Here is a 20,520-nt window from a genome sequence, read left to right as displayed (position 1 = left end):
GGAGTTCCGACGCTGCTGGGGGAAGCGCCGTGGTGGCAGCGGGTGGCCGGTGGGGCGGCGTTGCACCACCGACCGCGGGTCGATACGCACGGCGGGCCGGTGTCGGGCCGGCCCGTCGCGTCGGATGCCCCGCGGCACGAATCCGTCGCGCATCGTGATCGGCGATGCGGACCTTCGTGCCGTCCCCTCCGCTGGCATCCGGTATGGCCGAACAGCAGTGCACGGCTTGGAGAGCATCGCGATTTCACCGGTCCGCCGTCAAGGCTCGGGCCTGTCCCAATTTGTCCCAGTCGCCCGGTTTGGCAATGCTGTCTGGGTCGGGTAATGGCGGTTGCCGGGTGAACTGCCCGGGGCGGTAGATTCGACCTCGAGTCCCAGTACACAGCGATTTCGCGGGAGGTAGCGGTATGGCCGACGCACACCTGGCGATCGCGAGCTATCTGCGTGAGGCGCGGGAGAGCGCCGGGCTCACCCGGGCCGAGCTGGCCAGGCGTGCCGGGGTCTCGGAGGCCCTGATCCAGAAACTGGAACAGGGCACGCGCCCACCCACCCCGACCGCGCTGGGCGCGCTGTTCGACGCCCTGGATGTCCCGGTGCAGTATCGCGATCACGCGGCCAAGGTGTTGCAGCCGGAGCTGAGCGCCCATATCGCCGACGAGGGCGCTCCCGACGCGGCCGAAATGGCTTTCCTGCACAGCCTGCCCTACCCCGCGTGCTATCAGACCGTGCCCGCGCTGGATGTGGTCGCCGCCAACGATGCCTATCTGCGGGTCTTCCCGGGCCTGGGACCCGGGGCGAACGTCATGGAGTGGATGCTGCTCGACCCGCGCGCCCGGGTGGCGCTGCGCGACTGGGAGCGCGAAACCCGCAGCGTCGTGCACGCCTTCCGGCACATGGCGCCCGGCCTCGTCGAGCCGGCCCGCATCGAACAGCTGACCCGGCTGTTCGCCGAACACTCCCCGGACTGGGATCGGTTCCGCGCGAGCGACATTCCGTCCGACGACCAGCCCCGCCGCCCGATCGCCGTGCGCTCACCCGAGACCGGCGAATGGGTCGAGATGACCACCCATGTCTTCCGCTTCGAGCTGCCGCGCCGGCACTGGTGCATCTACTCCCTGGTGCCGGTCGCCGCCCCGAATTAATCGCTGTCGGCCTGCGTACCGGGGGTGTTAGCGTGTGGGCACACCCGGCGAACGCGAAAGGAACGACGGTGATCAGGATCAATTCGGTGCTCGACTCCGCTCGTGCGCGCTATCGCTGTATCCGCGGCCGTTCGTGAGGGTGCTCCACGTCGATCCACACGGGCCGCCTGCGCGCTGAAAAGCACACGGAGCGGCCCTTTTTCATGCCGCAGCCCGCGGGGGCGAGGAGCCTGGTGGCTCAGCCTGTCTGTAAAACAGGTGCTCACGCACGGTAGGTTCGATCCCTACCGCCCCCACTTCGCCCGTCCGGCCGCGCCGGGAACCGCTACCGCCGTTGGGTTTTCGGGCCCGTCGTCGCGCGGCGGCCCGGGCGGCGCTCAGTTCACGCAGGGGATGCCGTCGCCGATCGTGGTGGTGACCGACTTGCCGGCGTCGGGGGTGCCGGAGGTCGTCGTGGTGGGGGTTGTCGTCGTGGTGGTCGTTCCGGAGGCGGCGTTGGCCGCGGCCGCCGGATCCAGGGCCTCGGGAACCTCGAAGTCGGCGCCGATGACCAGCTTCACGTGGCCCGGGAGCACATTGTCCGAGGCGGAAGCGGTTATGCCGCTGAGCATCCGGCTCAGCTGCTGGGCGTCGGTCTCCGCGCCGGCGCCGTAGAGCACGGCGGTGGAGGTGCCGTCGGAGTAGGTGGCGCTCGAGACATCGCCGGTCGGGAATCCCTTGGCGCCCAGGCTCTTGGAGATCTTCGCGGCCAGGCCGGGGGTGGTGCCGGCGTTGACCACGTCCAGGGTGCTCACCGGCATCGTGGTCGGCGCGCTCACCACCGGCGGCTCGGCCACGCCGAAGGCCGCGCGCACCTGTTTGCGGATCGCGACCGGATCGACGATGTTCACGTCCTGGCCGTTGATGTTGTCGTAGCGCAGCACCGGCAGGGTGTTGAACTCCACGGTGGGCGATCCCGCGCGGCCCAGGGTGGTGATGAACTCGGTCAGGCTCCAGCCGTCCGAGAGCACCACGTCCTTGTGCGCCACGTCCATCAGGGCCTTGAGCTTGCCCGGATTGGTAATGGTGCCTTTGGATTTCAGCGAGTTGGCGACCGAGGTGAGGAAGGCCTGCTGCCGGTGCGTGCGATCCAGGTCGCCGTTCTCCAGGCCGTGCCGCTGGCGCACGAAGGCCAGTGCCTGCCCGGCGTCCAGGTGCTGGCGGCCGGCCGGGAACACCGCGCCGGAGTAGTAGCTGTCGTCGACGGCCTTGTTCAGGCACACGTCCACCCCGCCCAGGGCGTCGGCCAGGTGGTAGAAGCCGGCCAGCGACACCTCGGCGAATCGATTGATCGGAACGCCGGTGAGCGCCTTGACCGTCTGCACGATCGAGGCCCGCCCGGCTTCACGGCCCTCGCGTTCGAGCTCGACCTTGTCGGTCATGCCCTGCGCCTTCAGCTTCTCCTCGGCCGCGTACTTCTTGAGCCCGTACGCCTCTTTGATCTTCACGTTGGTGTAGCCGGGGATGCCGCTGACCGCCACGTAGTCGTCGCGCGGGATGGAGAACGCGGTGATCGAGCGCATATCTTTCGGAATATGCACGAGGATGAGCGAATTGGCGTTGTAACCGCCCTCGGAGCCGTCGCCCGCGTGGAGTTCGTCCAGGATGGCCTTGGGTAGATCGTTGCCGTCGAGGTCTTTTCGGGTGTCCAGGCCGATGAGCAGGATATTGATGTCGCCGTCCAGGCTCCGGTCTTCTTCCGGGATCACCTCCGAGCGCGCGAAGCCGCCCTCGAGGCTGTTCTCCCCGTACCAGCCCGCCCCGGTGATGCCCAGCACCAGGACCGCCGCGAGCGCCGCCAGCACCCGCCCGGCCATCCGTAGGCGGCCGCTCCCGGCGGCCCTGCGGTGTGAGGTGGGCCGGGTATGGCGGGAGCTCCGCGATGGCGGGCGGGTGGATTCGGCGGCGGGCCGGGCGTCGGAACCGGTGCGTACGGCCGGGATGGGGGTGGTGTCGTCGTCGTACATGGCTTCATCGAGTGTGCCGGAACGTGCGGAAACTGTCAGATTCACGGGTGAATCAGGCACGGAATCGCACCCGGCTGTGAATGAGCTTGCACAGTCGTGCATAATCATCACATGGCGGATACCTCTGGTGGGCCCACGGTGCGGGTCGCGGTCGCTGGTGCGAGTGGGTACGCGGGCGGTGAGGTCCTGCGACTGTTGCTGGGCCATCCGGCCTACCGCGACGGGCGACTCGAGATCGGCGCGCTGACCGCCGGATCCAATGCCGGCACCGCGCTCGGCCATCTGCAGCCGCATCTGCTGCCGCTGGCCGATCGCATCCTGCGCCCGACCACCGTCGACGAACTCGCCGGGCACGACGTGGTGTTCCTCGGCCTGCCGCACGGGCAGTCCGCCGCGCTCGCCCAGGCCCTGCCCGAATCCACCGTGATCATCGACTGCGGCGCGGACTTCCGGCTCACCGACGGCGCGGCCTGGGAGAAGTACTACGGCACCCCCCATGCGGGCACCTGGCCGTACGGCCTGCCCGAACTGCCGGGCGGGCGCGATCGCCTGCGCGGCGCCACCCGGATCGCGGTCCCCGGCTGCTACCCGACCGTCGCCAGTATCGCGCTGGCCCCGGCCGTCGCGGCGGGCATCATCGAACCGACCGTGAATGTGGTTGCGGTGAGCGGAACCTCGGGCGCGGGCCGCAAGCTCGACGTGGGCCTGCTGGGCTCGGAGGTCATGGGCTCGCTGCGCGCGTACAGCATCGCGGGCGCGCACCGGCACACCCCGGAGATCGAGCAGAACCTGAAGGCCGCGAGCGGACAGGACGTCGCGGTGTCCTTCACCCCCGTGCTGGCCCCGCTGCCGCGCGGCATCCTGGCCACCTGCACCGCGCCGGTGCGCGTGGACGCCGCCGCCGCTCGCGCGGTGTACGAGAAGGCTTACGCGGACGAGCCTTTCGTACACCTGCTGCCCGAAGGCATACTGCCGCAGACCGGTTCGGTCCTGGGTTCCAACGCGGTGACCCTGCAGGTGGCCGTGGACGAGGCCGCCGGGGTGCTGGTCGTGATCGGCGCGATCGACAATCTGGCCAAGGGCACCGCGGGCGCGGCCGTCCAATCCATGAATCTGGCTCTCGGAATCGACGAGACCGCAGGACTTTCCACCGTAGGAGTGGCACCGTGACATCGAGCAATGACGGCAAGCTGGTCCGGACCCAGGGCGTCACCGCGCCGCTGGGCTTCCGCGCGGCCGGCATCACCGCGGGCATCAAGGTCAGCGGCAAGCCCGATCTGGCGCTGGTGTTCAGCGAGGGACCGGAGTACGCGGCCGCCGGGGTGTTCACCCGTAACAAGGTCAAGGCCGCGCCGGTGCTGTGGTCCCAGCAGGTACTACGCGACGGGCAGCTGCGGGCGGTCATCCTCAATTCCGGTGGGGCCAACGCCTGTACGGGTCCGGGCGGTTTCCAGGACACCCACGCCACCGCGGAGGAACTCGCGAAGGCCCTGAGCAACTGGGGCACCGAGACCGGCGCGGGCGAGATCGCGGTCTGCTCAACGGGTCTCATCGGCGACCGGCTCCCGATGGAGAAGCTGATCCCCGCGATCACCGAGATCGTGCACGAGATGGGCGGCGGCCTGCAGGGCGGCGCGGAAGCCGCGCGCGCCATCATGACCACCGACACCGTGCCCAAGGAAGCCGCCTTCCACCACACCGACAAGTGGAACGTGGGCGGCATGGCCAAGGGCGCGGGCATGCTCGCCCCGTCGCTGGCCACCATGCTGGTGGTGCTGACCACCGACGCGGCCGCGACCCCCGAACAGCTCGACACCGCGCTGCGCAACGCCACCCGCCTGAGCTTCGACCGCCTCGACGTGGACGGCTCCTGCTCCACCAACGACACCGTGCTGCTGCTGGCCAACGGCGCCAGTGGCGTCACCCCGTCGCAGGACGAGCTGGACGCGGCCGTGCTGGCGGTCTGCGACGATCTGGCCGAGCAGCTCATGGCCGACGCCGAGGGCGTCACCAAGCGGGTGCACATCACCGTCACCGGCGCGGTCAGCGAGGACGAGGCGCTCATCGGCGCGCGCGTCATCGCCCGTGACAGCCTGGTCAAGACCGCGTTCTTCGGCTCGGACCCGAACTGGGGCCGCGTGCTGGCCACCATCGGCATCGCGCCGATCGACCTCGATCCCGACAGGATCTCGGTGTCGTTCAACGGAAAGCCGGTGTGCGTCGACGGCATGGGCGCGCCGGGCGCCCGCGAGGTGGACCTGTCCGGCCCGGACATCACCGTGCTGGTCGATCTCGGACTCGGCGACGGCGCCGCCACCATCCGCACGACCGACCTGTCCATCGGATACGTCGTGGAGAATTCGGCGTACAGCTCATGACCGCCGCGCACGAACAACTCACGGCGCTGGACAAGGCGCACGTCCTGGCCGACGCGCTGCCGTGGCTGCAGCGCTTCCGGGACAAGGTCGTGGTCGTCAAATACGGTGGCAACGCCATGATCGACGATGAGCTGAAGCGGGCGTTCGCCGCCGACATGGCGTTCCTGCGCACCGTCGGGGTGCACCCGGTCGTCGTGCACGGCGGCGGGCCGCAGATCAGCGCCATGCTGAAAAGGCTGGGCCTGCAGGGGGAATTCCGCGGCGGCTTCCGCGTCACCACCCCCGAGGTCATGGACGTGGTCCGCATGGTGCTGTTCGGTCAGGTCGGCCGCGAGCTGGTCGGGCTGATCAACGCGCACGGACCGTACGCGGTCGGCATCTCCGGTGAGGACGCCGGCCTGTTCACCGCCACCCGGCGCACCGTGGACGTGGACGGCGAGGCCACCGACATCGGCCTGGTCGGCGACGTCACCGAGGTGAACCCGGACGCGGTGCTCGATCTCATTGCCGCCGGACGCATTCCGGTGGTCTCCACCATCGCCCCGGACGCGGACGGGGTGGTGCACAACATCAACGCCGATACCGCCGCGGCCGCCCTGGCCCAGGGCATCGGCGCGGAGAAACTCGTCATCCTCACCGATGTCGAAGGGCTGTACACCAACTGGCCCGACCGCTCCTCGCTGACCACCCGCATCGACACCGACGAGCTCGCCGAGTTGCTGCCGAGCCTGGATGCGGGCATGGTCCCCAAGATGGAAGCCTGCCTGCGCGCGGTCGAGTCCGGGGTGCCCTCCGCGCACGTGATCGACGGGCGCGTACCGCATTCGGTGTTGCTGGAACTGTTCACCGGCGAGGGCATCGGCACGATGGTCACGCCCGCGCAGGGAAGTTCGAACGGAGTGAAACCATGAGCACAGCCGAGATTCAGCACCGGTGGAACGCCGCGCTGATGAACAACTACGGCACCCCGAAGATCGCGCTGGTGCGCGGCGCGGGCGCGGTGGTCTACGACGCCGACGGCAAGCGCTACCTGGACTTCCTCGGCGGCATCGCGGTCAACAGCCTCGGGCACGCGCACCCGGCCATCCTGGCCGCGGTCACCGCCCAGCTCGGCACGCTCGGGCACGTCTCGAACCTGTACGCCAGCGAACCGGCCATCGAACTGGCCGAGCGGCTGCTCGCGCACTTCGGGGACGGGCACGGGCGCGCGTTCTTCTGCAACTCCGGCACCGAGGCCAACGAGGCCGCGTTCAAGATGGCGCGCCTGACCGGCAAGACCAAGATCGTGGCCTGCCAGGAGGCGTTCCACGGCCGGACCATGGGCGCGCTCGCGCTGACCGGGCAGCCGGCCAAGCGCACGCCGTTCGAGCCCATGCCCGCCGGGGTCGTACACGTGCCCTACGGCGACGCCGCCGCGCTGGCCGCCGCCGTCGACGATCAGACCGCCGCGGTGTTCCTCGAACCCATCATGGGCGAGAGCGGCGTCGTGGTGCCGCCCGCCGACTACCTGGCGCAGGCCCGCGCCATCACCAAAAAGCATGGGGCGCTGCTGATCCTGGACGAGGTGCAGACCGGCATCGGTCGCACCGGCGCGTTCTACGCCCACCAGGCCGCGGGCATCGTGCCCGACGTCATCACCCTGGCCAAGGGGCTGGGCGGCGGCCTGCCCATCGGCGCGGTGCTCGCCCAGGGACCGGCCGCGGACCTGCTGCAGCCGGGCATGCACGGCACCACCTTCGGCGGCAATCCCGTCTGTGCCGCAGCGGCTCTCGCGGTGCTGCGCACCATCGACGAGGAGGGTCTGCTGGCGCACGTGGAGACCGTGGGCAAGATTCTGGTCGACGGCATCGACGCGCTGGATCACCCGCTGGTCGATCACGTGCGGGGCGCGGGGCTGCTCATCGGGATCCAGCTCAACGCCGATGTCTCGGCGCAGGTGGACGAGGCGGCGCGGGAAGCCGGGTACCTGCTCAATCCCGCCAAGCCCGACGTGATTCGGCTGGCGCCGCCGCTGGTGCTCACCGAGACCCAGGCCGACAATTTCCTATCCGACCTCCCCGGCATCCTCGATGCCGCGCAGGCCAAGGCCGAGAAGGAGAACAACCGGTGACGATCCGGCATTTTCTGCGTGATGACGATGTGAGCCCGGCCGAACAGGCCGAAATCCTCACCATCGCTGCCGAACTCAAGAAGGCTCCGCTCTCGGCCCGGCCGCTCGAAGGGCCGCGCGGCGTCGCGGTCATGTTCGAGAAGAACTCCACCCGCACGCGGTTCTCCTTCGAGATGGGCATCGCGCAGCTCGGCGGGCACGCGGTCGTCGTGGACGGGCGCGACACCCAGTTGGGCCGCGAGGAAACCCTCGCCGACACCGGGCGGGTGCTCTCGCGCTACGTGGACGCCATCGTGTGGCGCACCTTCGGGCAGGAGCGGCTCGACGAGATGGCCGGCGCCGCAACGGTTCCGGTGGTGAACGCGCTGTCCAACGAGTTCCACCCGTGCCAGGTGCTGGCGGATCTGCAGACCCTGCGTGAGCGCAAGGGCGATCTGGCCGGGCGCAATCTGACGTTCCTGGGCGACGGCGCGAACAACATGTCGCACTCGCTGCTGCTGGGCGGCGTCACCGCCGGAATGAACGTGACCATCGCCGCCCCCGCGGGTTTCGAGCCGTTCGGCTGGATCGTGGAACTGGCGCAGAAGCGCGCCGCCGAGACCGGTGCGAAGATCACCTTCACCGCTGATCCGCTCGCCGCCGCCGAGGGTGCGGACGCGCTGGTGACCGACACCTGGACATCCATGGGCCAGGAAGGCGACGGGCGCGACCGGGTCGCGCCGTTCCGCCCGTTCCAGGTCAACGCCGAGCTGCTCGCCCGCGCGGCCTCGGATGTGACAGTGCTGCACTGTCTTCCGGCGCATCGCGGTGAGGAGATCACCGACGAGGTCATCGACGGACCGCACAGCGCGGTCTGGGACGAGGCCGAGAACCGCCTGCACGCGCAGAAGGCGCTGCTGGTCTGGTTGCTGGCCAAGCACGCCAACGGTGTCGCGTGACGACCGAGCGCCGCTCGACCGCCCCGGCCGGCAGATCGGGTGCGGCCATCGCGCGCACCCGCGCCGGCCGGCAGGCCCGGATCGTCGCCATCCTGTCCCAGCACGAGGTCCGGAGCCAGTCCGAGCTCGCGGCCCTGCTCTCGGGCGAGGGGATCGACACCACGCAGGCCACGCTCTCGCGTGACCTGGACGAACTCGGCGCGGTCAAACTCCGCGCCGCCGACGGCGGGGCGGGCGTGTACGTCGTGCCCGAGGACGGCAGCCCCGTGCGCGGGGTGACCGGCGGCACCGAACGCCTGTCCAAACTCCTGGGCGATCTGCTGGTCTCGACCGACGCCAGCGGCAACATCGCGGTGCTGCGTACCCCGCCGGGCGCCGCGCACTTCCTGGCCAGTGCCCTGGACCGTGCGGCGCTGCCCGAGATCGTCGGCACGATCGCCGGTGACGACACCATCGCCGTCATCGCCCGAGAACCCATGACCGGCGCCGAATTGGCCGCCAAGATAGAGCAACTCGCGTAACGGCACCCGATCCCCGGATCGGCCGCTCGTTCGCCGCCCCGGGCCCGAGACCCCGAAAAGGCAGCGAACGCATGGCGACGAGTTCCCCCCTCACCACCGCCCTGGCTCACTCCCACCACCCCGCGACCCGCCTGTCGTCCATCCCCGCGCTGGCCGCGCACATCCACAGCGCGGCCGCCCGCCGCCGCCTGGAAGAGCTCCTGGACGACTTCCTGATTCCGGTCCAGGCCGACGCGGCCGCCGCGCTGGTGCTGCACGGCGGAGCGCCGGGCCGGGCCGCGGTGCGGGCCGCGATCGCCCGCCGCCCCGGCGACCCGGACGCCGACTATCTGGCCTACGCGCTCGAAACTCCGCCGCCGGCACCGAAATGCACGTCACCGGCGAACGGCCGCACGCGATCGCCGGGACCGCGCTAGCCGGCACCTCACCGCGCACTCGCGGTCACCCCGGTCCACCGGCCGCCGCGGGTCGAACGTCGGCGGCCGTGGAACTCAGGGTGATCGCGCTACTTCATGTAGCGGAGCAGTCCCAGGTTCGGATTCAGGGCGCCGTCCTGGCCGAGGGCGTGGAAATCGGCTTCGACGGCGTCGCGGGTCAGGACGCCTGCGCGGACCGCGCCGTAGCGGACGAATGACCACAGGAACACGTCGAGGTTGTCGAACCGGGTCTCGGCCTCGATGACCTCCTCCTCGTGGAACCACACGGCCACTTGGCCATTGGCCAGCACGACGTACAGGTTGCCGCCCCCGTCGGCCCCGATGGGATACACGTCGTCGTCGCTGAGTTCGGTCTCGTAGTCCGAATCCAGGATGTTGCAGTCGTTTCCGGCGAAGTCGAAGCCGTAGGACCAGTCGTACATGTCCAGGAACTGGGGGAGTTCGCCGGAGCGCACGCGCCGGTCCAGCGCCGCGAGCGCCGCGGCGTCGGTGGGCGCGAGCCGTTCGAGAAACGCTGCTACCGGGCGGGTTTCGGCGGGCACGTCCACCGGCGGGGCGTCCGGGAACCAGCGGGCGAGATCGGCGTCGAGGGCACGGTCGGTGTAGCCGATGAGATCGGCGGCAGAGAGTGGCACGGCGGGAGTCTAGGGCCGGCCGCCGACACTGTCAGCCGCTACGGCGGCCGCGGAACGCGGCTGCCGTACCGCTGCCGTGCCGGGGATCAGCTGACCAGGCAGGCGCTGCCGAGGTTGGTGCCGGTGCCGACTTCGAGTGTCGCCCACTGGGATCCGTTGTAGGACCAGGCCTGGACGTAGTGGGTGCCCGTCGACGTGGGGCTCCACGTCGAGGTGCCCGTGCCGGTGGCGTCCAGGACCAACTGCTGGGGGTCGAAGCCGGCGGCGGCGCTGTCGTAGAGCCAGATGTTCTCGCTCGCGCTGCCCTTGACGGTGACCTTGTAGGAGCAGCCCGTGCCGTACTTGCCGCCGCTGGTGGAGGTGACGGTCACGCTGGTGACGTAGGCCGAGGCCTGGGGCGCGCTCCACAGCAGCGCGGCCGCCGTCGCCGTGAACGCGGTGGCGACGAACGCCGACTTCCGAAATCCGAACATGCCGATCATCTCTCTGCAGTGAATCCGCTTGCGCGCCATCAGCGGTGAGTATCCGCGACCGGCGGCGTTCGCGCAGGCCGACACCCGAGAATCGCGAATCGACTCGCCGTCGAGGAGGCGGGAGCGCGGGGGACGGGTGCCGGCACCCTGCGTGCGGCCCGCGGGTGCTGCCCTTCATTCAGGAAGCGGTGGGTCGGGTGGTCGCCGGCCGGCGCGGTGCCCGCCGGATCGGCGAGCGCGCCGACCATCCACTACACCCCCTTGATCCACCTGTTCCCGCCGTATATCGGCACCGCCCCGCCGACGTCCGCACCGGTCCTGGCCAGGCCGTTCCTGTTTGCCCACCCCCGGTTATGAATGGGCTTGCATCATCGTGCATAATCATTTGCAGGACGACGGAGCGGGCACGCGGCGCGTGAACATACCGAGCTCGCCCGCACTGCCCCGTAGCGGGCGCGACCGACCTACACGTACTAATCGAGGAGCACACGGACTATGACCAAGCGCGTCGTACTCGCCTACTCCGGCGGGCTGGACACCTCAGTCGCCATCAGCTGGATCGGTAAGGAGACCGGCGCCGAGGTCGTCGCCGTCGCCATCGATCTCGGCCAGGGCGGCGAGGACATGAACGATGTGCGCCAGCGCGCGCTCGACTGCGGCGCGGTCGAGTCCATCGTGGTGGACGCGCGCGACGAGTTCGCCAACGAGTACTGCCTGCCGACCATCCAGTCGAACGCGCTGTACATGGGCCGCTACCCGCTGGTGTCGGCCATCTCCCGCCCGCTGATCGTCAAGCACCTGGTCGAGGCCGCCGAGTACCACGGCGCCGACACCGTCTCGCACGGCTGCACCGGCAAGGGCAACGACCAGGTTCGCTTCGAGGTCGGCATCGGCGCCCTCGCGCCCGACCTGAAGGTCATCGCACCGGTCCGCGACTACGCCTGGACCCGTGAGAAGGCCATCGAGTTCGCCGGCGAGAACAACCTGCCGATCAACGTCTCCAAGAAGTCGCCCTTCTCGGTCGACCAGAACCTGTGGGGCCGCGCGGTCGAGACCGGCTTCCTCGAGGATCTGTGGAACGCCCCGACCAAGGACGTCTACGACTACACCGTGGACCCGACCGTCAACTTCGAGGCGCCCGACGAGCTCATCATCACCTTCGACAAGGGCGTCCCGGTCGCCATCGACGGCCGCCCGGTGTCGATGTACGAGGCCATCCTGGAACTGAACCAGCGCGCCGGCCGGCAGGGCGTCGGCCGTCTCGACATGGTCGAGGATCGCCTGGTCGGCATCAAGAGCCGCGAGATCTACGAGGCGCCCGGCGCCATCGCCCTCATCGCCGCGCACCAGGAGCTCGAAGCGGTCACCATCGAGCGCGAGCTGGGACGCTACAAGCGCCAGGTCGAGCAGCGCTGGGGCGAGCTGGTGTACGACGGCCTGTGGTTCTCCCCGCTCAAGCGCGCGCTGGACGCGTTCGTGCAGGACACCCAGCAGCACGTCTCCGGCGAGGTCCGCATGGTCCTGCACGGCGGCAACGTGGTCGTGAACGGCCGCCGCTCGGACGAGTCGCTGTACGACTTCAACCTGGCCACCTACGACGCCGGCGACACCTTCGATCAGTCCCTGGCGAAGGGCTTCGTGCAGATTCACGGCCTGTCCTCCAAGGTCGCCGCGCGTCGCGACCTGAGCAGCAAGAAGTAAGTCACAGCACCACATACGCGTCACCACCGTTCGGCGTCCTACCCATCGCGATCCCCGCGGGTAGGACGCCGATAGTGTGCATACCGGACCCACCCCGAGGACAGGAGAGATCCACATGACCGAGCAGCACGGCACCAATGAGGGCGCGCTGTGGGGTGGGCGCTTCGCCTCCGGTCCGGCCGCGGCCATGGCGGCGCTGAGCAAGTCGACCCACTTCGACTGGGTGCTCGCGCCCTACGACGTGCGCGCCTCCAAGGCGCACGCGCGCGTGCTGCACAAGGCCGGACTGCTCTCCGCGAGTGATCTCGACGCGATGCTGGCCGGGCTCGATGCCCTCGCCGCGGACGTGGCCTCGGGCGCGTACGGTCCCGCCGAGTCCGACGAGGACGTGCACGGTGCGCTCGAGCGCGGGCTCATCGAACGCGTCGGCGCCGAACTCGGCGGCCGGCTGCGCGCGGGCCGGTCCCGGAACGACCAGGTGGCAACGCTTTTCCGGATGTGGCTGCGGGACGCGGTCCGCCGGATCGCCGCGGGCATGCTCGATGTGGTCGACGCGCTGGTCGCGCAGGCCGCCGCGCATCCGGACGCCGTCATGCCGGGCAAGACGCATCTGCAGGCCGCCCAGCCCGTGCTGCTCGCGCATCACCTGCTCGCGCACGCGCATCCGCTGCTGCGCGACATCGACCGGCTGCGCGACTTCGACAGGCGCGCCGCCATCTCCCCGTACGGCTCGGGCGCGCTCGCAGGCTCCTCGCTCGGCCTGGACCCCGAGGCCATCGCCGCGGACCTGAACTTCGATGCGGCCGCGTCCAATTCGATCGACGCCACATCCTCGCGCGACTTCGCCGCCGAGGCCGCGTTCGTCCTCGCGATGACCGCCGTCGACCTCTCGCGCATGGCCGAAGAGGTGATCATCTGGAGCACACCGGAATTCGGCTACATCACCCTGGCCGACGCCTGGTCCACCGGCTCCTCGATCATGCCGCAGAAGAAGAACCCCGACGTCTCCGAACTGACCCGCGGCAAGGCCGGCCGCCTGATCGGCAACCTCACCGGCCTGCTCGCGACCCTGAAGGCCCAGCCCCTGGCCTACAACCGCGACCTGCAGGAGGACAAGGAACCGGTCTTCGACTCGGTGGCCCAGCTCGAGCTCCTGCTCCCCGCGATCGCGGGCCTGGTCGCCACCCTGACCTTCCACACCGACCGCATGGCCGAACTGGCCCCCGCGGGCTTCACCCTCGCCACCGACATCGCCGAATGGCTTGTCCGCCAAGGTGTCCCGTTCCGCGTGGCCCACGAGGCCGCCGGCGGCTGCGTCCGCGCCGCCGAGTCCCGCGGCGTAGGCCTGGACGAACTCACCGACGCGGAGTTCGCCGCCGTGGACCCGGCCCTGACCCCCCAGGTCCGCGAGGTCCTGACCGTGGAAGGCTCGATCGCCTCCCGCAACTCCCGCGGCGGCACCGCCGGCGTCCAGGTGGCGAAACAGCTCGACGAGGTCCGCGCCGCCGCCGCCGACCAGCGCACCTGGCTGAGCTGACACCGATCGGGAAGGTTGCCGTGCATGAAACCGGCGGCTTTCCCGGGCGGCGCGTCCAACAGCGCCGAATCCCTGTTCCCCGGACGCCGCGCTTGCCGTCGATATAACGTCCGTGTTATGAATTGGGGAGAGGTGGAATCGGAGATAGACGGGTGGTTCGACTCGCTCGATCAGGACGACCAGGAGACCGCGATCTTCTACGTCGACCTGCTCGCGGAGCGGGGCGTGCTACTCGGCGAGCCCTACACACGACAGCTACAGGGCAAACTCCGCGAGCTTCGCTTCTACTTGACCCGAGACGCGGTGCGAATCACCTACTGGATCGCGCCCGGCAGGCGCATCATCCTGCTGACGGTGTTTCGGAAGCGTCGCATGCGCGAGTCTGCCGAGATCGAGCGCGCGATGCGGGCAATGCGGCGATGTATTGCCGAGGCGCACGCCGTGGAGGAGGAGTGAATTCCATGGATGAACGCAAGAGTTGGTCGGATAAGCGGGCCGAGATCCTCGACCGTCCAGGGGCCGGCGCGGCGTATGACGCCGCTCGGATTCGTTTCGAGCTGGGGGCGGCGGTTCGTGAGCGGCGGGAGGCGCTCGGCCTCACACAATCCGAACTCGCGGAGCGGGCCGGTCTGAAGCAGCCCGCGGTAGCGCGATTCGAGGCGGGGGGCACGATGCCCACCATTCCGATGCTCGAACGCTTCGCCGAGGCATTGGAACTCAGGCTCCGAGTCGAATTCGCGTTGCCGGAAGCCGGTTGAGCGCCATCGGCGCGCCGGGCGGCTGACCGTGAACGCGCGAGGCCCGTCGCGGTGTGCGCGGCGGGCCTCGGTTCGTGCGCGGAATCGCTTATCCGCGACGGTAATTCATGTGTTTGCTGGCCGGGACGGCGGTGCGGCCGGGGCCGTGGACGCGGCCGGGGACCGACTGCGACTTCTCGGTCTTGCCGCGGCGCTCGCGGCGCGAGAGGGGGCGATCGGCGGGCTCGGGGGAGTGTGATTCGGGCGTGGAAGGCTGATCGGGCATGGGTCCTCCTGCGGGCATGTGGGACCGACTCACCGGAAGCGGCCGGTCAGTATCGGAATTCGCCGCGGGGCGGCGGGAGAATCACGTGGGGGCGACGCGGGGGAGCGTCGTGGCCGTCAGAGCACGCGGGCGCACGGGGCGCGGCGTCGGCCGTCCGAACGTGAAGCGCGAGAAGCGCTCAGGAGTACAGGGGCATCCACATGCCGGACACCGTATCCAGAAAATGTGAATCGGTGCCACCCATTTATTCGACCCGGGTGGGGCGGCGGAGCGAACCCGGCTCACGCGTCGAGCCGATCGGGACGCCGCGGCGGTCCCGGGGAGCAAGATCAGCGTCGATATGCTGCGGGTATGACCCTATTGCTGCTGGGCCTGGCCATCGCGTTCGAGGTGACGGCGACGGTGTCGCTGAAGATCTCCGAGGGCTTCACCAAGGTGGTGCCGTCGATCGTCGTGGTGATCGGGTACGGCTGCGCGTTCTTCTTCCTGTCGCAGGCGCTGAAGCGGGGGATGGCCATCGGGGTGGCGTACGGGATCTGGTCGGCGGTCGGCGTGGTCGCCATCGCGATCATCGGGGCGCTGTTCCTGAACGAGACGCTGACCCTGGTGCAGATGGGCGGCATCGTCCTGGTGATCGCGGGCGTGCTTGCCCTCGAACTCGGCGGGGCGCACTGACCGCGTGACCGGTCCCGCCCCGACCGCGCCGCCGGTCCCGCGCCGCTCCCGTCTCCGGTCCCACACCCGCCCGGACCGTCAATCCTGTACGCGCACCGCGTATCCCGCGTCCGCCAGGGCGGTGAGGACCTCGTCGCGATGCGCGGGCCCGCGGGTCTCCACGGTGAGCAGCACCTCCACCTCGTCGATGGCCAGCCAGGCCCCGGTGCGGGAGTGGACCACGTCCAGGACGCTCGCGCCGGTGCGGCCCAGCTCGGCCAGCAGGCCACCGAGGCTGCCGGGGCGGTCGGAGATGGTGACGCGCGTGACCAGGTAGCGGCCGGCCGCGCTCAGGCCGTGGCCGATGACGCGGGTCAGCAGCAGCGGGTCGATATTGCCGCCGGACAGCACCGCGCAGACCTGGCCGCGCAGCGCGAGTTCGTCCGCGGCACAGGTCATGAGCGCGGCCACCGCGGCCGCCCCCGCGGGCTCGACGATGAGCTTCGCGCGTTCCATGCACAGCAGCAGCGCCCGCGAGAGCGCGTCCTCGTCGACGGTGAGAATCGCGGGTGCGCAATCGAGTACGTGCGCGAACGGCACCTCGCCCGGCAACCCCACGGCGATGCCGTCCGCCATGGTGGACATCTGGGTGAGCCGCACCGGTTTTCCGGCTTCCAGGGATCCGGGCCAGGCCGCCGCGTTCGCCGCCTGCACGCCGATCACCCGCACCTCCGGGGCCAGCTCGCGCAGGGTGGCCGCGATGCCCGCGAGTAGCCCGCCGCCGCCGGTGGGCACCAGCACCGTCTCCACCTCCGGCAATTGCTCCAGGATCTCCAGCGCCACCGTCGCCTGCCCGGCCACGATGTCGGCGTGATCGAAGGGGTGCACCAGGGTCGCCCCGGTCTGCTCCGCGAAGGTCTGTGCCGCCGTGATCGCCTCGTCGAGGGATTCCCCGACCTGATGCACGGTCGCCCCGTATGCCCTGGTGGCCACCAGTTTCGGCAGGGCCGCGCCCACCGGCATGAACACCGTGGACTCGATGCCCAGCGAGGTCGCCGCCCACGCCACACCCTGCGCGTGATTGCCCGCGCTCGCGGCCACCACGCCGAGCTCGCGGGCGGCCGCGGGCAGATTCGCGATGCGGTTGTACGCCCCGCGCGGTTTGAAAGACCCGGTGCGCTGCAGGTTCTCGCACTTGAGCCACACGTCGTGCCCGGTGCGATCGCTCAGCGCCCGCGAGGCCACCACGGGCGTCCGGCGGATCACCGGCTCCAGCAGGGTCGCGGCCGCCTCGACCCGCGCGACGATATCCATGGCGTCATGCTGCCAGGTGTTCGCTGCGGTGTCGCGTAGGACACCATGGCCCGTGGATTGTTGCGCCGGGCGGGCGATGGCGCGATCGTGTTGCATGAGCAATTCCATCGCGATACCCCCGGAGGTGGCCGGCGTCCTCGAACGCCACTACACCGCGGAGTTCGCCACGCGCGCACGCGATCGCACCCCGATCGCCGTCCCCGTCGCCCCGCTCTGGCTGCCCGAACGCGGCGCCATCCTGGTGAGCACCGGAATCGGGTTCCCCTACAAGGCTTTCAACGCCCGGCGCGACCCCAAGGTCTCCCTGCTCTACTCCAATCCCACCGCCGGCGGACTCGATGATCCGCCCGTGGTCCTGGTGCAGGGCAACGCCGTGGTTTCCGAAATCGTCACCTGGGACGAGGAATTGGAGCGCCAGTGGCGCAAGGTCTGGGCGCAGAGCCCCAAGGGCATCGCCGGTGACGCCATCACCCGCCGCGTGTTCTGGTGGTACTACATGCGCCTGAAGATCACCGTCGAACCCGTCCGCATCCGCTGGTGGCCGGGCCGGGATATGACCGCCGTACCCCACGAGTCGGCGCTGCCCGGCTACGAGAACGTGACCCACGCCGACGGGCCGCCGCATCCCGCCGGATCCCCGTTCGCGGATGCCCCGCCGCCGCATCCTGCCGGATCCCCGTTCGCCGATGGCCCGCCGCCGCATCCGAACGCCCCGCATCCGCCCGGTGGCCGGCCGCACCCCGGCCCGCCGCCGCATCCACAGCATCCCGAGCGGCCGGAAGGGGCGCGGTAATGGGTTTGGTTCAGGATATTCACCACGCGCTCTACCGGTTTCCCGACGGCGTCGTGCTGACCGCCGACAGCCCGGCCGGCTATCCCGTGAGTCTGCGCTGCCACCCCGGTCCGCGCGGTGGCTCACTGGTGCTGGCGCGGCCCAAATGGTTCGACGCGATGGACGGCCCGGCGTCCATGCTGGCGCACAGTCACGACGCGGAGGGCGGGAGCATGCGGTCCGTGCAGATCCGCGGGAGCATTCGCGCCGAAGGCATCGACCTCGTCTTCACTCCCACCGGATTCGAGGAGTACACCGGTTCGGCGGCGCAGGGTCTGCGCCTGAGCCGCAGGGCGAGCCGCGCGGCCAAGGAGTATCTGCGCCGGCGCGGCCTGGCCCGCCCCGCGGTGCCGTGGGACCGCATCAAGGCCGCCCGGGCGGAGGTCGAGCGCGGGAAGTAGCCCGGCACTCGCGGTGATCAACCCGGCACTCGGGAACAGGTGCGGGTCGGTCGATCCGCGTGCTTCGCCACGCGGCGGGACCGGGCGCGGCCCGAAATGTCGGGCTCGGCCCCACGGCTCGGTCTAATGTTCGCGTCGAACGCGCTGGCCTGCGCCTTTTCTGCTCCACCTCCACCATTCGGAAGAGAGGGAGGCTGTGCCGAAAACCTCGAAGATCATTGCCGCACTCGCTGTTTCCGCCGCTTTCGCAATGGCTCCGGCGGCGCTGCCCTCGGCCGCGGCCACCCCGATGGCCAGTTGTTCCGGCGGTGACTTCCGCTGGACCGCGGTCGATGGCGCGATCGATATGACGCCCAAGGATCTGGTATTCACCTCGGTCGGCCGGCTCTGGGGCTGCACGGGGGCGGACGGCATCACCGGCGGCACCTTCACCGGCGTGCACACCGCCTCCTCGGACTGCATGCACCCGGCGAACGGCCCGATCACGGTGCACATCGTCTGGTCCAACGGCGAGCTCAGCACCCTGTGGGGGCACTGGCCGGTGACGATGATGCAGCCGGCCGCAGGCCCGCTCGAGGTCATCAGCGGCGTCGGAGCGGGTGAGCGGGTCCACGTCGTCGCCGAATACGAAATGATGACCCCGGACATGGTGATGGGCTGCATGGGCCCCGGCGTGAAGACGGGCCCGGGCAGGCTGAGCGCCAGCATGATGTGATTCGCGTCGTGCCCGGAATCGCCGCCCGCTCCGAATAGGGAGCGGGCTTTTTCGTTGCCGCCGAGTTTCGATGCCAGAAGTTAACCAGCGCGGCCACATTCGACCGGCAGGGCACCGCTTAAATCCGCACTGATTCGCGTATTAAAGACCACACCCGCAAAACATGCTTCAGAAAAGCGGAATTAGTAGCGTGGGGGACATGCAGCTCTCCCGGTTCACCGATCTCGGACTGCGTGCGCTCATGCGATTGGCGGTGAGTGATGACGCGCAGGAACGCGTCACCGTCAAACTCATTGCGCGACAGGTGAACGCGTCCGAGAACTACGTGGCGAAGGCGGTGTCCCGGCTCGTCGAGCTCGGCTACGTGCACTCCCAGCGCGGCCGGACCGGTGGCATTTTCCTGACCGATCGGGGCCGGTCCGAGACCGTGGGCACGATCGTGCGCGAACTCGAGGGTGATTCCGAGGTCATCGAGTGCCTCGGCGACAATCCGTGCCCGCTGGCGAGCGCCTGCCGTTTGCGCGGCATTCTCGCGCAGGCCCAGGAGGCCTTCTATCGACAGCTGGACGGGTACACCCTGACCGATCTGGTGGATCAGCGCACCGTGGAGTTGCTGCACATGCCGGTGCTCCCGGCCGCCGCATTCGAAGAACAGGAGTCACGATCATGACGTTCGCGCAGGAAGCCGCCCTCGAGGCCGTCCCCGAACTCGAACCCGAGCACGCCGCGGTGATCCGCGCGACGCTGCCGCTGATCGCGGCGAACATCGACGCCATCACCGCGCGGTTCTACCGCGAGATGTTCACCGCGCACCCGGAACTGCTGCGCGACAGGTTCAATCGCGGCAATCAGCGCCGGGGCGCACAGCAGCGGGCGCTGGCGGCCTCCATCGCCACCTACGCGAGTCATCTCGTCGATCCGGCCCTGCCGCATCCGCGCGAGTTGCTCGCGCGCATCGGGCACAAGCACGCCTCGCTCGGCGTCACCGCCCCCGAATACCGCATCGTGCACGAGCACCTGTTCGCCGCCATCGTCGCGGTGCTCGGCGCGGACGTGGTGACCGCCGAGATCGCGGCGGCCTGGGATCGCGTGTACTGGCTCATGGCCACCACGCTCATCGACTTCGAGAACGAGCTGTACGCGGGTGCGGGCGTCACCCCGGGTGATGTGTTCCGCGAGACCGTCGTGACCCAGCGCGTCGACGACCCGTCGGGGGTGGCGACTTTCGTGGTGGAGTCCGCGGACCCGTCGCGCCCGCTCCCGGATTTCCTTCCGGGGCAATATGTCTCGGTGGGCGCTGACCTGCCCGACGGCGCTCGGCAGCTGCGCCAGTACAGCCTCACCAATCGTTCGGGCGACGGCGGGCTCGCCTTCGCGGTGCGTCGGGTCGCGGCCGGAGCCGACGGCCCGGAGGGGGAGGTCTCGGCCTGGCTGCACGACACGCTCGGCGTGGGGGACCGACTCCAGGTGACCCTGCCCTTCGGCGATCTCACCGTCGATCCGGCCGCCGGCACCCCCGTGGTGCTGATCTCCGCGGGCATCGGCATCACCCCGATGGTGGGAATCCTCGAGCATTTGCGCGCGTGCGCGTCCGAGCGTCACGCGCTGGTGCTGCACGCGGATCGTTCGGCCGCGACGCATCCGCTGCGCGAGCAGGCCGGCGAACTCGTCGCCGGCCTGCCCACCGCGCGGGCGCGCACCTG

At 69.9% G+C, this 20,520-nt stretch carries 23 protein-coding genes and 1 tRNA gene; 19 read left to right on the top strand and 5 right to left on the bottom strand.

Annotated features, from left to right (window positions below):
* The first annotated feature begins 407 nt into the window (after nt 1-407).
* Together ABZ319_RS35240 and ABZ319_RS35235 are read left to right on the top strand one after the other, a co-directional pair.
* Complete coding sequence (locus tag ABZ319_RS35240; protein WP_354990895.1) at nt 408-1,142, top strand: helix-turn-helix domain-containing protein; 735 nt, start codon at nt 408-410, stop codon at nt 1,140-1,142.
* Between the two features lie 217 nt (nt 1,143-1,359).
* Nucleotides 1,360-1,438 (top strand) — tRNA-OTHER (locus ABZ319_RS35235).
* Between the two features lie 81 nt (nt 1,439-1,519).
* Here the strand turns inward: ABZ319_RS35235 and ABZ319_RS35230 are convergent.
* A complete protein-coding gene (locus tag ABZ319_RS35230; protein ID WP_354990894.1) occupies nt 1,520-3,193 on the bottom strand; it encodes an LCP family protein in 1,674 nt (557 codons plus the stop codon).
* A gap of 66 nt (nt 3,194-3,259) precedes the next feature.
* Between ABZ319_RS35230 and argC the strand changes: the two genes are divergently transcribed.
* The 7 genes from argC to ABZ319_RS35195 all read left to right on the top strand — a co-directional run bounded on the left by argC (nt 3,260) and on the right by ABZ319_RS35195 (nt 9,511).
* Nucleotides 3,260-4,318: an N-acetyl-gamma-glutamyl-phosphate reductase gene (gene argC / locus ABZ319_RS35225; RefSeq protein WP_354990893.1), complete on the top strand. Its 1,059-nt coding sequence runs from the start codon at nt 3,260-3,262 to the stop codon at nt 4,316-4,318.
* The gene (gene argJ / locus ABZ319_RS35220; protein WP_354990892.1) at nt 4,315-5,526 is read left to right on the top strand and encodes a bifunctional glutamate N-acetyltransferase/amino-acid acetyltransferase ArgJ; all 1,212 of its coding nucleotides are present in this window, start codon (nt 4,315-4,317) and stop codon (nt 5,524-5,526) included. The genes argC and argJ overlap by 4 nt, the downstream gene beginning before the upstream one ends.
* The gene (gene argB / locus ABZ319_RS35215) at nt 5,523-6,437 is read left to right on the top strand and encodes an acetylglutamate kinase (RefSeq protein WP_354990891.1); all 915 of its coding nucleotides are present in this window, start codon (nt 5,523-5,525) and stop codon (nt 6,435-6,437) included. The genes argJ and argB overlap by 4 nt, the downstream gene beginning before the upstream one ends.
* Nucleotides 6,434-7,636: an acetylornithine transaminase gene (locus ABZ319_RS35210; RefSeq protein WP_354990890.1), complete on the top strand. Its 1,203-nt coding sequence runs from the start codon at nt 6,434-6,436 to the stop codon at nt 7,634-7,636. Before argB ends, ABZ319_RS35210 begins: the two co-directional genes overlap by 4 nt.
* Nucleotides 7,633-8,574 carry an ornithine carbamoyltransferase gene (gene argF, locus ABZ319_RS35205; protein WP_354990889.1) on the top strand — a complete coding sequence of 314 codons (942 nt, stop codon included), beginning with the start codon at nt 7,633-7,635 and terminating at the stop codon, nt 8,572-8,574. Before ABZ319_RS35210 ends, argF begins: the two co-directional genes overlap by 4 nt.
* 47 nt (nt 8,575-8,621) lie before the next feature.
* The gene (locus ABZ319_RS35200; protein ID WP_354990897.1) at nt 8,622-9,095 is read left to right on the top strand and encodes an arginine repressor; all 474 of its coding nucleotides are present in this window, start codon (nt 8,622-8,624) and stop codon (nt 9,093-9,095) included.
* Between the two features lie 71 nt (nt 9,096-9,166).
* Nucleotides 9,167-9,511, top strand: coding sequence for a hypothetical protein (locus tag ABZ319_RS35195; protein ID WP_354990888.1), 345 nt, complete (start codon nt 9,167-9,169; stop codon nt 9,509-9,511).
* Between the two features lie 89 nt (nt 9,512-9,600).
* Here ABZ319_RS35195 and ABZ319_RS35190 read toward each other — a convergent pair whose 3' ends face one another.
* Together ABZ319_RS35190 and ABZ319_RS35185 are read right to left on the bottom strand one after the other, a co-directional pair.
* Nucleotides 9,601-10,167, bottom strand: a complete 567-nt coding sequence (locus tag ABZ319_RS35190; RefSeq protein WP_354990887.1) for a hypothetical protein — start codon at nt 10,165-10,167, stop codon at nt 9,601-9,603.
* A gap of 86 nt (nt 10,168-10,253) precedes the next feature.
* Nucleotides 10,254-10,640, bottom strand: a complete 387-nt coding sequence (locus ABZ319_RS35185) for a hypothetical protein (protein ID WP_354990886.1) — start codon at nt 10,638-10,640, stop codon at nt 10,254-10,256.
* Nucleotides 10,641-11,135: 495 nt separating this feature from the next.
* On the opposite strand from ABZ319_RS35185, the gene ABZ319_RS35180 reads away from it, so the two are divergent.
* The 4 genes from ABZ319_RS35180 (at nt 11,136) to ABZ319_RS35165 (ending at nt 14,636) form a co-directional block, all read left to right on the top strand.
* Entirely contained in the window at nt 11,136-12,341 is a 1,206-nt protein-coding gene (locus tag ABZ319_RS35180; RefSeq protein WP_354990885.1) for an argininosuccinate synthase, read from the top strand.
* 115 nt (nt 12,342-12,456) lie between these two features.
* Nucleotides 12,457-13,878, top strand: a complete 1,422-nt coding sequence (argH, locus tag ABZ319_RS35175; protein ID WP_354990884.1) for an argininosuccinate lyase — start codon at nt 12,457-12,459, stop codon at nt 13,876-13,878.
* Between the two features lie 117 nt (nt 13,879-13,995).
* Nucleotides 13,996-14,334, top strand: a complete 339-nt coding sequence (locus ABZ319_RS35170; protein ID WP_354990883.1) for a type II toxin-antitoxin system RelE/ParE family toxin — start codon at nt 13,996-13,998, stop codon at nt 14,332-14,334.
* 5 nt (nt 14,335-14,339) lie between these two features.
* Nucleotides 14,340-14,636: a helix-turn-helix transcriptional regulator gene (locus ABZ319_RS35165; RefSeq protein ID WP_354990882.1), complete on the top strand. Its 297-nt coding sequence runs from the start codon at nt 14,340-14,342 to the stop codon at nt 14,634-14,636.
* 88 nt (nt 14,637-14,724) lie between these two features.
* Here ABZ319_RS35165 and ABZ319_RS35160 read toward each other — a convergent pair whose 3' ends face one another.
* Nucleotides 14,725-14,901, bottom strand: coding sequence for a hypothetical protein (locus ABZ319_RS35160; protein WP_354990881.1), 177 nt, complete (start codon nt 14,899-14,901; stop codon nt 14,725-14,727).
* Nucleotides 14,902-15,252: 351 nt separating this feature from the next.
* On the opposite strand from ABZ319_RS35160, the gene ABZ319_RS35155 reads away from it, so the two are divergent.
* The gene (locus tag ABZ319_RS35155; RefSeq protein WP_354990880.1) at nt 15,253-15,576 is read left to right on the top strand and encodes a multidrug efflux SMR transporter; all 324 of its coding nucleotides are present in this window, start codon (nt 15,253-15,255) and stop codon (nt 15,574-15,576) included.
* Nucleotides 15,577-15,654: 78 nt separating this feature from the next.
* On the opposite strand, the gene ilvA is transcribed toward ABZ319_RS35155, so the two are convergent.
* Nucleotides 15,655-16,869 (bottom strand): threonine ammonia-lyase, encoded by a 1,215-nt coding sequence (gene ilvA, locus ABZ319_RS35150; RefSeq protein ID WP_354990896.1) that lies wholly within the window; start codon nt 16,867-16,869, stop codon nt 15,655-15,657.
* 94 nt (nt 16,870-16,963) lie between these two features.
* On the opposite strand from ilvA, the gene ABZ319_RS35145 reads away from it, so the two are divergent.
* The 5 genes from ABZ319_RS35145 to ABZ319_RS35125 all read left to right on the top strand — a co-directional run.
* Nucleotides 16,964-17,662, top strand: a complete 699-nt coding sequence (locus tag ABZ319_RS35145; RefSeq protein WP_354990879.1) for a pyridoxamine 5'-phosphate oxidase family protein — start codon at nt 16,964-16,966, stop codon at nt 17,660-17,662.
* On the top strand, nt 17,662-18,102 hold the full coding sequence (locus ABZ319_RS35140) for a hypothetical protein (RefSeq protein WP_354990878.1): 441 nt from the start codon (nt 17,662-17,664) through the stop codon (nt 18,100-18,102). Before ABZ319_RS35145 ends, ABZ319_RS35140 begins: the two co-directional genes overlap by 1 nt.
* Nucleotides 18,103-18,298: 196 nt before the next feature.
* Complete coding sequence (locus tag ABZ319_RS35135) at nt 18,299-18,817, top strand: hypothetical protein (RefSeq protein WP_354990877.1); 519 nt, start codon at nt 18,299-18,301, stop codon at nt 18,815-18,817.
* Between the two features lie 199 nt (nt 18,818-19,016).
* Nucleotides 19,017-19,487 carry an Rrf2 family transcriptional regulator gene (locus ABZ319_RS35130; RefSeq protein WP_354990876.1) on the top strand — a complete coding sequence of 157 codons (471 nt, stop codon included), beginning with the start codon at nt 19,017-19,019 and terminating at the stop codon, nt 19,485-19,487.
* Nucleotides 19,484-20,520: globin domain-containing protein (locus ABZ319_RS35125; protein ID WP_354990875.1), on the top strand; the 1,037-nt coding region annotated here is incomplete at its 3' end. The genes ABZ319_RS35130 and ABZ319_RS35125, both read left to right, overlap by 4 nt.

Origin of the sequence: Nocardia sp. NPDC005978 (assembly GCF_040614455.1) — a bacterium.
GTDB lineage: Bacteria > Actinomycetota > Actinomycetes > Mycobacteriales > Mycobacteriaceae > Nocardia.
The sequence above is the reverse complement of the archived record's forward strand: the minus strand, read 5'-3'. Positions and strand labels throughout refer to the sequence as shown.

Coding starts and splice junctions, on each gene's coding strand:
- ABZ319_RS35240 (WP_354990895.1), top strand. CDS start 408: ATGGCCGACGCACACCTGGCGATCGCGAGCTATCTGCGTGAGGCGCGG.
- argC (WP_354990893.1), top strand. CDS start 3,260: ATGGCGGATACCTCTGGTGGGCCCACGGTGCGGGTCGCGGTCGCTGGT.
- argB (WP_354990891.1), top strand. CDS start 5,523: ATGACCGCCGCGCACGAACAACTCACGGCGCTGGACAAGGCGCACGTC.
- ABZ319_RS35210 (WP_354990890.1), top strand. CDS start 6,434: ATGAGCACAGCCGAGATTCAGCACCGGTGGAACGCCGCGCTGATGAAC.
- ABZ319_RS35195 (WP_354990888.1), top strand. CDS start 9,167: ATGGCGACGAGTTCCCCCCTCACCACCGCCCTGGCTCACTCCCACCAC.
- ABZ319_RS35185 (WP_354990886.1), bottom strand. CDS start 10,640: ATGTTCGGATTTCGGAAGTCGGCGTTCGTCGCCACCGCGTTCACGGCG.
- ABZ319_RS35180 (WP_354990885.1), top strand. CDS start 11,136: ATGACCAAGCGCGTCGTACTCGCCTACTCCGGCGGGCTGGACACCTCA.
- argH (WP_354990884.1), top strand. CDS start 12,457: ATGACCGAGCAGCACGGCACCAATGAGGGCGCGCTGTGGGGTGGGCGC.
- ABZ319_RS35170 (WP_354990883.1), top strand. CDS start 13,996: ATGAATTGGGGAGAGGTGGAATCGGAGATAGACGGGTGGTTCGACTCG.
- ABZ319_RS35165 (WP_354990882.1), top strand. CDS start 14,340: ATGGATGAACGCAAGAGTTGGTCGGATAAGCGGGCCGAGATCCTCGAC.
- ABZ319_RS35160 (WP_354990881.1), bottom strand. CDS start 14,901: ATGCCCGATCAGCCTTCCACGCCCGAATCACACTCCCCCGAGCCCGCC.
- ABZ319_RS35155 (WP_354990880.1), top strand. CDS start 15,253: ATGACCCTATTGCTGCTGGGCCTGGCCATCGCGTTCGAGGTGACGGCG.
- ilvA (WP_354990896.1), bottom strand. CDS start 16,869: ATGGATATCGTCGCGCGGGTCGAGGCGGCCGCGACCCTGCTGGAGCCG.
- ABZ319_RS35145 (WP_354990879.1), top strand. CDS start 16,964: ATGAGCAATTCCATCGCGATACCCCCGGAGGTGGCCGGCGTCCTCGAA.
- ABZ319_RS35140 (WP_354990878.1), top strand. CDS start 17,662: ATGGGTTTGGTTCAGGATATTCACCACGCGCTCTACCGGTTTCCCGAC.
- ABZ319_RS35130 (WP_354990876.1), top strand. CDS start 19,017: ATGCAGCTCTCCCGGTTCACCGATCTCGGACTGCGTGCGCTCATGCGA.